The organism is Gemmatimonadota bacterium (assembly GCA_040388535.1).
Lineage (GTDB): Bacteria > Gemmatimonadota > Gemmatimonadetes > Gemmatimonadales > GWC2-71-9 > Palsa-1233.
The window spans coordinates 252,630-264,262 of record JAZKBR010000002.1; the positions used below are offsets into that span (position 1 = coordinate 252,630).

Genomic DNA, 11,633 nt, shown 5'->3' on the forward strand with positions numbered 1-11,633 from the left:
ATGGATGATGGATGATGGATGATGGATGATGGATGATGGATGATGGATGATGGATGATGGATTTCCGAATGTACCAAGGGCCGACACCTCACTGAGATGCCGGCCCGTTCCGATTTCCAGTCTCGCGCCCTCCAGCCGGTCGTGGTTTCTGGAGTCAGTATGGTGGTCGGCCGCCGAGTTTGGGCCCGAGGCCGAGCCAACCCCGAATGAGAATGCTCGGGATGGGCGGCAGCGTTATCAAGGGATTGGAAGTGATATACGGCGTCCTCGAGTAGCTGATCTGCCCTTCACGCGGTGATTGATCACCAATACTCAGGTTGGTGATGCTTGCGCCAAGTTCAAGGTGCGAGCTGCCAGGCCCGCGAACGGCGTACAACAATGATGCGTCAATCCGCGCTCCCCATTTCCCACGAGAGCTGTTCTCTCTCCCATACGCAATGAACGAGGGACCGGGCCCGACGGAAAAGCTCGTGATCGGCGTGAACGGGGCTGCCGACTCGATGTAGGTACCCGTCGAGAGGATCGTCGAAGAGCCGATGCGTTTCGACGCGAGAACCTTGAAGCGATGGCGCTTGTCGAGATTCGCAGGTACCCAGCCTCCTCCCCAATCGCGGTCAGTCCTCATCAGCGAGTAGGCCGCGTTGAACCCGTTGCCAGACGCGAGATCTCCCGCCCCGGCACTGATTTCGACACCGACGGTCCGGCTTCGCCCGAAGCGGAGAAATGTTGTCTCGCGACCGACCTGCTCCTCAGGGGCGAGATCGACTGAACCGGTGCCCTTCGAACCGAAAATCGAAACACCCCAACGCACTTTCGATGACCACGCCTGATATCCCATGCTTGCTACCGTGGCCTGCGCGACGGGCGCGCCATCCACCCCACCGTTGAGCCAGTAGTCGTAGTATGCCAGTTTCGGGTCGGTCTTCGCATCCGAGACGATCTGATGCAGTCGTGCGGCTCGCCGCACGCCGAACTCAAATCTGGAGCTATTCGAAACCACGCTCGTGATACTCAGCCCGGGTTGCCATCGCGTGACACCGTTCGACCCATCGACACGAAGTCCGAGCTCCACTCCCAGTCCACGGACGCGACGACTCCCAGCAAGGTGGGCGTCAAATTCCGGCATTGAGCCGCGATAGTCGCGGCCGGGTATGGGGGGAGACCCGCCGACCAGAATCCGGTTGATCACTGCCCGTTTTGCCAAGCTCCCGCCAAATACCACGTTCGATGATGATTCTCGAGGGGAGTAGGTTCCTGCGACCGCAATACCCGCGAGCTCAAACTGGTTGTCCACGTCGGCCTCACCATTTCGCGCATCAATTTCAATGGCGCGTTCACTGTGTCGGGAGAGGAATGCCCGGGGCCGAATCGTCAGCGAGGGCAGCGGCTTCAAGTCTGCCTCGACCCCGAGTATCAGGTTTGACCAGTGCATGAACGCGGTTTCGTCATTGCTGACCAGTTCATCTTTCGAGGCGAAGACCGTACCGCGCAAGGGTGTTGCGCCAATACGAGAGACGCCATGGAGGTACGCATCGCGAACTGAAAAGTGAAAATCCGCGAGGTCAGCAGCAACGCCGACTGCGGATCCGGCGGCACTGCGGACGGCGCCCGAGAGACCGATACGACCCGGCAGGGCGCCGGCCAGCGAAGTCATCCCAAGACCATACTGAGCCAAAATGAACGGCTCTTCCTCCGGAACCAGTCCCTCGATTTCAATCCGGCCGCTCAGAGTGTTCCCCACTTCCATCGCGGCGGGCTGAGCGTTCAACCTGACCTTGCCGACCGCAAGCGGTGGAAACGCGGAGATGTAGCGCCCAACGTGGAAGAGGTTGATGGCCTCTATCCCATCGACTGTCAGGGACGCGTCGTCAAGGTCGGCACCACGAATCGAGGGGCGGGCCGAGACAAACGAGGGAAAGGCAAGCTGGGGTGCGCTGGACAGGGCACGGATTGCATCCGGCTCTACCGAAATGGGAGCGGTTGCAACGGCTCTCCCGGCGAGCTCCGTGACGTTCGTGGTACGTGATCTCTCCGCAGCAACGAGGTCATTCAACCGTTGTGCAGCCCGGCGGAGTTGGAAGGAGACCGGTCCGCGCGGGAGTACTGAAAATGTCAGGCTATCGGGCTCGGCCCCAATCGCACGTACGATGAGGACCGCAGGAAATCGGGTGATGGAAAGCCGAAACTGACCAGCACTGTCCGAAGTGACCCTGACCCGGCTTGACCTGGCCTCGACCGAGGCGCCGCGAAGGGGCAAACCGTTGTCGGCCCATACTACTTGTCCAGAGATGTTCGACTGCGCCGCGACCCACGCATGGGGGAAAAGCAAGAGTCCAGCCGCGAACAACCGTCGTGGGATCACCACCTACCTCTGAGCCGGGGGCAACTCAAGTACGATCGGGTTGTGAAGCGCAGGAATCAATGAATAGACCGCGAGGGCGCACCTCGCAAGCTGACTCCAGGAATTGGCGCCGAACGTGTACTTGTAGACAGAGAACGGGCCGACACCTCACTGAGATGCCGGCCCGTGCTCTTATCCATCATCCATCATCCATCATCCTGCAGTTAGTGCTTGAACGGCGCACTCAACGCGACCACATCTCTCGGGTTCTCGTCACCGAAGAGCAGCTTCCCTTCGGTGTAGCGAACATCACGCAGCGCGAGCGCCAGCACCTCGCCGAGTTCTTCCACCGGGTAGACCTCGAGCCGCTTGCGCGCCTCGGCCGGCAGATCGTCGAGATCGGACTCGTTGTCCTTCGGCACGATAATCCGGGTAATGCCCGCACGCAGCGCGCCGAGGAGCTTCTCCTTCACGCCGCCGATGGGGAGCACCCGACCACGAAGGGTGACTTCACCGGTCATCGCGATGTCGTGACGCACCTCGCGACCTGACAGCGCCGAGACGAGCGCGGTCGCCATCGTGATACCGGCACTCGGGCCGTCCTTCGGGATGGCGCCGGCCGGCACGTGAATGTGCAGGTCGCGGTCGAACATCTCCTCGGGAATGTGCAGCGCTGCGGCGTGCGCCTTGGCGTAGGTCCATGCCGCGCGCGCCGACTCCTTCATCACGTCGCCGAGCTGCCCGGTGAGCACCAGCTCACCCTTGCCGCGCATTGACGAGGCCTCGACGAACATGATGTCGCCACCCATCGGGGTGTAGTACATCCCGGTCGCGGTCCCGATCTGGTCGACGCCCGACTTCTGCTCCGGATGGAGCTTGGGTCGGCCGAGGAATTCGCGCACCAGGGCAGGCGTGACCTCTACCACCGTCGCCGCACCATCAGCGATCCGGCGCGCCGCCTTGCGGGCGACCTTGCCCACTTCACGCTCGAGCTGACGCACACCCGCTTCGCGAGTGTAGCGCTGTACCAGTTCGAGGAGCGCGGGGCCGGTGAACGAAATCTCTTCCGTGGTCAGGCCGTTTTCCTCGACCTGCCGCGGTACCAGGTACTTCTCGGCAATGGCGACCTTTTCGGCCTCGATGTAGCCCGAGAATTCCACCACTTCCATCCGGTCGAGCAGCGGTCCGGGAATGTTCTGGACGAAGTTCGCCGTCGCCACGAAGAGCACTTCGCTCAGGTCGAAGGGAATCCCGAGGTAGTGATCAGTGAACGAATCGTTCTGTGCCGGATCGAGCACCTCGAGCAGCGCCGAGGCAGGATCGCCCTGAAACGAGACGCCGAGCTTGTCGATTTCGTCGAGCAGGAAGACCGGGTTGCGGGTGCCGGCCTGCTTCATCCCCTGGATGATGCGCCCAGGCATCGCACCGACATAGGTGCGGCGGTGGCCGCGAATATCGGCCTCGTCACGGGCGCCGCCCAGCGAGATGCGGACGTACTTCCGTCCCATCGCACGGGCGATGCTCTTGGCCACCGATGTCTTGCCGACGCCAGGAGGGCCGACGAAGAGCAGGATGGGCGAGCGCTTGGAGGCTTCTTCGGGGTCGGCCGAATCCGCGGCCGAATCCGCGACTGAAGTCGCGGCTCGGCCGGGCGCCCCATCCGTTGGGTCACCACCAGCGCCGCCCGGTGTACTGCTGGGAACGTTCGCGGCTGAAGCCGCGGGCTCCGGGTGGGCTGAAGCCGCGGATTCCGCCGCGGCCGCAGCATCACGCCGCGCGCGCATGGCACGAACCGCCAGGAATTCGAGGACGCGGTCCTTCACGTCGCCGAGGGCGTAGTGATCGGAGTCGAGAATGCGACCGGCCTCGGGAAGATCGAGCCGTTCGTCGGTGCGATCGTTCCAGGGCAGTTCGGCCACGTGCTCGAGGTAGGTCCGGATCACCTGCGACTCCATCGACTCGCGGCCGATGCGGCGGAGGCGTCCGAGTTCGCGATCGACTTCCTTGCGCGCGTCCTCGGGGAGGTCGAGTGCTTCGAGACGGAGCTCGAGTTCATCGACTTCACCCGCCTCGTCTTCGTCGCCGAGCTCGCGACGAATGGTCTTGAGCTGTTCACGCAGGTAGATCTCGCGCTGACGATCGCCGAGTTCTTCCTGGACCTGGGTCTTGATCTCCTCCTGGGCGTCGAGCACCGAGATCTGTCGCTGCACCTGCACGAGGACGCGACGGAGCCGCTCGTCGACGGCGAGGGTTTCAAGGAGCGACTGCCGCTGCTTGGCCTCGAGGTCGAGGTAGCCGGCCACGAGGTCGGCGAAGCGACCTGGGTCGTCGACACCGTTGAGCACCTGCTGGACCACTTCTTCCGGCAGGCCCGACTTCTGGCCCAGCTCGGCCGCCCGGGCGCGAAGCTCCTTGTGGAGCGCAATGAAATTCGGGTCGTTGTCGCTCACGGGGGGGAGATCGTCCATCGGGACGACTGCTGCCACGAGGTGGCCGTTCTCCTCGGTCATGGTCACGGTCATCCCGCGCCGCTCACCGTGAAGGAGGAGCTGCATCCCCGACATGCCGCGCTGGAGCTGGCCGATGCGCGCAATAGTGCCGATGGCGTGCAGCCCTTCGGGCGTGACGCCTTCGACGTTTTCGCGCTGGGCGACCGCGAAGATCAGCTTGTCGGGCGAGGCGAGGGCGGCCTCGATCGCCTTGATGGTCATCGGGCGACCGGCGCCAATCGGCGCGGTAACCCCGGGGAAGAGGACGACGTCCCGCAGCGGCAGGACGGGAAGACTCAGACGTTCGGACACGATGTTCTCCTTGCCAGTGGACCGATGGCGCATCCGGGGGCGGATGGCCGATCGGGGCCGGTGGGGACGGAAGCGCATCCGTCGTGCCACCTTTCAGAGCCAAATACCTGCCGTGGTGGCCGGTTCCCTTCTAGTACGCCCGCCACCGGGACGGAGATCCCGCCCGGGAGCCTTGGGGGGCTGTCAGCACGGCAGGCTTCGGGCGGCACATTGCTCGCAGGTGCATCCCTGTGCAAATTCAGGGGTTAGTGCACCTGCCGCCAACCAGTTCTGCCACCCAAGGTCCTTGATGAGCGATCCTGCCCAGCACGCGCTGCCGACGCTCCTGAAGGAGGCGCTCGGCGACGCCTATACGATCGAGGGCGAGATCGGCCGGGGCGGCATGGGGGTGGTCTACCGCGCGCGCGACGAACGGTTGCAGCGGCGCGTTGCCGTCAAGGTGCTCCCGCCTGAGCTGGCCTTCTCCAAGGAAATCCGCGAACGCTTCACCCGTGAAGCGCAGACGGCCGCGAAGCTGGCGCATCCGCACATCGTCCCGATCCACGACGTCGGAGAAGGTCAGGGTATCGTCTACTTCGTGATGGGACTGATCGAGGGCGAGTCGCTCGCGGCCAGGATTCGTCGTCGCGGTCGCGTGCCTGCCGAAGAAACGCGCAGGATCATGAAAGAGACGGCCGACGCACTCTCCGCCGCACATGGGCAGGGCGTGATTCATCGTGACATCAAGCCCGACAACATCCTGCTCGAAGGAACACGTGGCCGCGTGATGGTGACGGACTTCGGTATCGCGAAGGCGATGTCGGGGACGAGCAACGCGACACTCACGAGTGCTGGCATGGCGATCGGCACGCCGTCGTACATGTCGCCGGAGCAGGCGGCGGGCGAGCGCGAGATCGACGGACGGAGCGATCTCTATTCGCTCGGTGTCGTCGCATTCCAGATGCTCTCAGGTGAGTTGCCGTTCAACGCGCCCACCGTGGCCGGCATCCTGATGAAGCACATCACCGAGCCGGCGGCGCTGCTGCACGAGAAGTACCCGGATATTCCCGAGGATCTTTCACTCGCGGTCGCGCGCTGCCTCGAGAAGGATCCGACCAATCGCTGGCCCTCGGCCGACGGCCTGCGACGGTCGCTCGAGAGTCGCAATGTCGCGGGTTACCGCCCCACCGGGCTTGGGTGGAAGGCCGAGACGCGGCCACAGTCGCCGGCTGGTCGCGGCGCACGGCCAACGCGGCCGCTCGCGGGGGATCGTCCCTCACCGCGCTCGCTGGATCGCACTGGCAGCGCGCGTCCGTCGTCGACCCGGCCGTCGTCAACCGCGCGGCCGACGCGTGGCGCAGGTGAACGCCCGGGGTCTGGCGGGACGCGAGGAAATCTTCCGGCTCGCCCGGGCGAACGCGGCCTCAGTGCGCGTGACGCTGCGAATGCGGCGCGAGAAGCGGCGCGTGCGGCGCGCGAAGCGCGTCGGCGCGGCAAGAACGAGTTGCCGCTGCCGGAGACTGGTGAGCCAGTCGTCGTGCGTCAGGCCCGCGCCGAGTTCGCACGATTTGCTGCCATCAACGGCGGCCTCTTCATGCTGAACGTCTTTACCGGGCTGCACTCGCCATGGTTCCTCTTCCCGCTCGCCGGGATGTCGTTCAATCTGTTCAAGCGCTATTCCGACCTGTGGCAGGCAGGCTACTCGTGGCGCGACGTACTGCATCGCCCGGACGCACCGGACGCGATCAGCGGCGGCGGCTCAATCAAGAAGATCAAGGGAGTGAAGAGTCTCGCGGCGCCCAGCAAGGCGGAGTTCGGCACGCAGTACGACCGGATGATGCAGATGCACGGCGACCGGATCGCGATCCTCACGCTCTGGGCCAAGCTCGGTGACGCCGATCGCGAGCTCCTTCCCGAAATGATCCAGACGGTGGAAGGCCTGCACGACCGGGCGGTCGACCTGGCGCAGGCGCTCAACGCGATGGACGCTGCCGCGCTCGGAGGTGACGAAGGGTTGCGGATCGATGTGCGGCTCGCCGAAGTAAAGGCGCGCCCCGAGAGCGAGGAACGCGATCGCCAGGTCGCGATGCTCGAACGGCAGCGCCAGGCGCGCACCGATCTCACGACGCGCCGGACCCAGATCTCCGATCGCTTCGAGAGCTGCGTGCTGGCGATGCAGAACCTGCGCTTCGACATCCTCCGCCTCCGCCAGAGCGGCGTGGGCGCGGTGATCAACGATCTCACCCAGGCCACGCAGCAGGCGCGCGCGCTCAGCCGCGATGTCGACAATGCGATTGATGTGGCGACGGAGCTGAGAGAGGCGCTGTAAGGGGATGACAGATGACGGATGACAGATGATGGATAGGCAAAGGGCCGACATCTCGATGAGGTGCCGGCCTTTCAGTTTTCATCTGTCATCTGTCATCTGTCATCCTGCTCTTCAGTAGGCGAGGATCTCTTCCATCGCCGCCTTGAGCGTCGCGGTCTGGGGCAGGATCACGTCCTCGAGTTCGGGCGCATAGGCCACGAAGGTGTCGGTGGCGGCAACGCGGCGGACGGGGGCGTCGAGCCAGTGGAACATTTCATCAGCGATCTTCGCGCTGATCTCCGAGCCGTAGCCCCACGAGAGTGAATCCTCGTAGGCGACGATGACGCGATTGGTCTTCTTCACCGAGTCGGCGATGGTGTCCCAGTCGACCGGGTTGAGCGAGCGGAGGTCGATGACCTCGACCCGCTTGCCGGTGGCTTCCTCGAGCTCCTTCGCTGCCTGAATCGTGCGCTGCACCACGGCACCGTAGGTGATCACCGTGGCGTCGGTGCCCTCACGAACGACCTTCGCCTTGCCGAACGGGATCATGAAATTCGGGCCCGGGTAGGAACCCTTGTTGTAGGCCTGGCGATAGAGGTGCTTGTGCTCGAGGAAGAGCACCGGATCTTCGCAGCGAATGGCGGTGCGCAGCAAACCGTTCGCATCGAGTGCCGTGCTCGGGCAGATCACCCGGAGCCCGGGCACACCGGTGAAGATCGCGGCACCCGTCTGCGAGTGATAGACCGCACCGCCCTTGAGGTAGCCGCCGTAGGTCACGCGAACGACGACGGGCGAGGCGAAGGTGTTGTTGGAGCGCCAGCGCATCAGCGCGAGTTCGTCGCGCAGCTGCATGTACGCCGGCCAGATGTAGTCGAAGAACTGGATCTCGACGACCGGCTTCATCCCGCGGGTCGCCAGACCAATCGCGCGACCGACGATGTTGGCTTCGGCAAGCGGCGAATTGTAGACGCGATTGCTGCCGAACTGCTTCTGCAGCCCCCAGGTGACCTTGAATACCCCGCCCTTCCCCTTCACATCCGGCAAGGCCGATTCCTTCGAGGCGTCAGCCACATCCTGTCCGAAGATCAGGATCTTCGGGTCGCGCGCCATCTCGTCCTTGAGGCAGGCATTCAGCAGGTCGACCATCGTGGTCGGGTCACCGCTGAACTGCGGATCGTCCTCGGTGTCGAACTGTTCGGCTGTGGGGTCGACATCGGGCGAGTAGACGTAGTCGTAGATCGTCGACAGTGCCGGCTGTGGCGCCGCGAGCGCGATGTCGGTCGCGACATTGACCTCTTCCTCGACCTGAGCACGGATAAGTTCGAGCTCGGCCTCGGTCGCGACGCCCTGCTCGAGCAGATAGCGCGGAAAGGTGTGGAACGGATCGCGCGCGGCATCGCGATCCCGCTCTTCGAGGGTGCGATAATGCACTTCATCGTCGGAGAGGGAGTGCGAATAGGGGCGGATGACCTTGGCGTGCACCAGCGCGGGTCCCTTCCGCTGGCGGGCGTAGTCGTGCGCCTTGAGCATCACATCATAGGAAGCGAGCGGGTCGCAGCCATCGACTTCGAGCACCAGCAGATTCGGAAACGACTGCACCAGCTTCGAGATCGAACCGCCGGCCGTGTTGACCTCGACCGGAACCGAAATCGCGTAGCCGTTGTCTTCGACGAGAAAGACCACCGGCAGCTTGAGATTGCAAGCCGAATTCATCGCCTCCCAGAATTCACCCTCGCTGGTGGTGCCGTCGCCCGTGGTGCAGAGGACGACTTCGTCACCAGGCGTCATCTCCGCGATGGCGGGATTGGCCGAGGCACGGAGCCAGGTCTCTGCGGCACCGACGGCCTGCAGGAACTGGGTACCGGTCGGACTCGACACCGAGACGATGTTGAGATCCTTGTGACCCCAGTGCGAGGGCATCTGGCGACCGCCGGAGTTGGGATCGTCGGCGGCGGCCACGGCAGAGAGGAGTTGTTCCGTCGCCGTCATCCCGAGGCCGAGGCAGATGGCCCGGTCGCGATAGTAGAGGTAGAACCAGTCGTGGGCGGCGCGGAAGACCTTGGCCGCGGCCACGAGCACGGCCTCGTGCCCGGCGCCCGAAATCTGGAAGAAGATCCGGTTCTGGCGCTTGAGCTGGATTTCCTTGTCGTCCAGGCGGCGCGAGAGCGTGATCAGCCGGAAGAATTCGAGCAGGTCGCCCTTGTCGAGCTTGGTGGCGGCCTTGGGCCGGGACTGCGTGCGAGTTGCCATCCCGAAAAGATGGCGAGACAGGGGCCACGAAGTAAGGTGGCCCCGGCGCTCAGTAAACGATCTTGCCGCCGACGACCGTGGTCCGGATCCTGGCGACCCGGATGCTGTCGGCGGGCACTTTACGGAGGTCTCGATCGATCATCACGAAATCGGCGAGCTTCCCCACCGCCAGCGTTCCACGTCGCGACTCGGCGAAGACACCGTAGGCGTTGTTGGCGGTATAGGCACGCAGGGCTTCGTCGACGGTGATCTTCTGTGCCGGGAGCCAGCCTTGCGGATTCTTGCCGTCGAGCGTCTGGCGGGTGACCGCCGTCCAGATTCCCTGCAGCGGTTCGAGCGTCGCGACGGGCCAATCGGAACCGAAATTGAGGCGCGCCTTCGCGTCGAGCAGCGACCGGAAGGCATAGGTCCCGGCCATCTGCTCGGGACGGATCCGCTTCCATGCCCAGCGGCCATCGTCGGCGGCGTGATAGGGCTGCATCGAGGGGATCACACCGGTGCGCGCGATGCGACCGATATCCTCGACTCGCAGATGCTGGGCGTGCTCGATCCGGAATCGGCGATCACGGGCGCCGTGCGCAGCTGCTACTGAGTCGTAGATGTCGAGCAGAAGCGCGTTGGCGCGATCACCGATGGCATGGACGACGACCTGAAGTCCGGCCGAATCAGCGGAGCCGATCCAGTGCGCCAGCGAATCGAGCGGAGTCGTGAGCAGGCCCGACGAGGTCGAATCATCGAGGTACGGCTGAAAGAAGAGCGCGGTCGTCGAACCGAGCGATCCATCGACGAAGCCTTTCACGCCCGCGAGGCGGATCCAGTCGTCGCCCACTCCGTTTGCACGCATTGTGTCGGCAACGTTGCGCCAGGCGCTGAGTGCGGGGAAGAACGCCACGCGAAGCGAGAGGGTACCGTTGGCCTTGGCGCGCTTGACTGCCGCGACTTCGCTCCAGGGCGCAGAGACCGCGGCAATCGAGGTGAGACCGTGCGAGTTGGCGTGCCGCATCGCGCGGGCAACCGCCGAATCGACCTGTTCCGGAGTCGCGGCGGGAATCACCGCGAACATCGGATTCATCGCTTCGTCCTTGAGGACGCCGGTTGGCTCTCCCGATGCGTCGCGGACGATGGTGCCACCGGTGATGTTGGCGGTCGCCGCGGTCACCTTGGCCAAGGCAAGCGCACGCGAATTAGCGAGCCCCATATGGCCATCGAGCCGCTGGATGAACACGGGATTGTCGGGCGTTACGGAATCGATCCACTCCTTCCGCGGAAGCGGCGAGCCGTTCCACCGCTCGTGATCCCAATTGCCGCCGAGAATCCATTCGCCTGGCTTGAGCGTCTGGGCATAGGCCTTGACGCGTCGGGTGAACTCGGCCGGCGTTTCGGCATCGCGCAGTTCGACGTAGCCGAGTTGGGCACCGCCATCAGTGAGGTGGACATGATCATCCGCGAAGCCCGGGACGATCATGCCATTGCCGACCAGGAGGATTCGAGTATTGGCCCCGACCATGGCCGCGATCGAGGCGCTGTCGCCCATCGCGGAGATGGTCTCCCCCCGAACCGCCATGGCGCGGACCTCGGGGGCGGTCGAATCGCCGGTCCAGATGGTGCCGAAAATCGCCAGGTTGGGGGCGTTGGCGCCCGGTTCGCAGGCGGCCAGCAGCAGAAGAAGCAGCGGAAAGGCGCGGCGCATCAGGGCTCCTGGGGTCAGCGGCCGGTGAGCCGGCGGAGGGCGGTGAGCTTCTCGAGGGCACTCTGCCCCGAGGTGGCCGGAGCCGCCGGTGAAACGGCAAAGAGGTCGCGAATATCGAGCAGGATCTCGAGCATCAACTGGTCACGCATGTAGGAATTGTCGAGGTCGGCCATCCGGACGCCGTTGTCGCCGAGCTTGGCGGCCTCATATGATTCCCGATAGATCTGCTCGAGGTTATTGAGAATTCGTTCTCTTGTGCGCATC

At 64.3% G+C, this 11,633-nt stretch carries 6 protein-coding genes; 1 reads left to right on the forward strand and 5 read right to left on the reverse strand.

Annotation, left to right across the window (positions count from 1 at the left end; all coding sequences use genetic code 11):
* Positions 1-154: 154 nt before the first annotated feature.
* Together V4558_04715 and lon are read right to left on the reverse strand one after the other, a co-directional pair.
* Positions 155-2,053: a hypothetical protein gene (locus V4558_04715; protein MES2304782.1), complete on the reverse strand. Its 1,899-nt coding sequence runs from the start codon at positions 2,051-2,053 to the stop codon at positions 155-157.
* A 512-nt stretch (positions 2,054-2,565) separates the two neighbouring features.
* On the reverse strand, positions 2,566-5,142 hold the full coding sequence (gene lon / locus V4558_04720; GenBank protein ID MES2304783.1) for an endopeptidase La: 2,577 nt from the start codon (positions 5,140-5,142) through the stop codon (positions 2,566-2,568).
* Positions 5,143-5,431: 289 nt separating this feature from the next.
* On the opposite strand from lon, the gene V4558_04725 reads away from it, so the two are divergent.
* Positions 5,432-7,450: a serine/threonine-protein kinase gene (locus V4558_04725; protein MES2304784.1), complete on the forward strand. Its 2,019-nt coding sequence runs from the start codon at positions 5,432-5,434 to the stop codon at positions 7,448-7,450.
* 111 nt (positions 7,451-7,561) lie between these two features.
* Here V4558_04725 and V4558_04730 read toward each other — a convergent pair whose 3' ends face one another.
* The 3 genes from V4558_04730 to V4558_04740 are packed head-to-tail and all read right to left on the reverse strand — an operon-like array spanning position 7,562 to position 11,632.
* Positions 7,562-9,679 (reverse strand): thiamine pyrophosphate-dependent enzyme, encoded by a 2,118-nt coding sequence (locus tag V4558_04730; GenBank protein ID MES2304785.1) that lies wholly within the window; start codon positions 9,677-9,679, stop codon positions 7,562-7,564.
* Between the two features lie 49 nt (positions 9,680-9,728).
* The gene (locus tag V4558_04735; protein MES2304786.1) at positions 9,729-11,369 is read right to left on the reverse strand and encodes an amidohydrolase; all 1,641 of its coding nucleotides are present in this window, start codon (positions 11,367-11,369) and stop codon (positions 9,729-9,731) included.
* A 14-nt stretch (positions 11,370-11,383) separates the two neighbouring features.
* Complete coding sequence (locus V4558_04740; GenBank protein ID MES2304787.1) at positions 11,384-11,632, reverse strand: hypothetical protein; 249 nt, start codon at positions 11,630-11,632, stop codon at positions 11,384-11,386.
* Position 11,633: the final 1 nt, after the last annotated feature.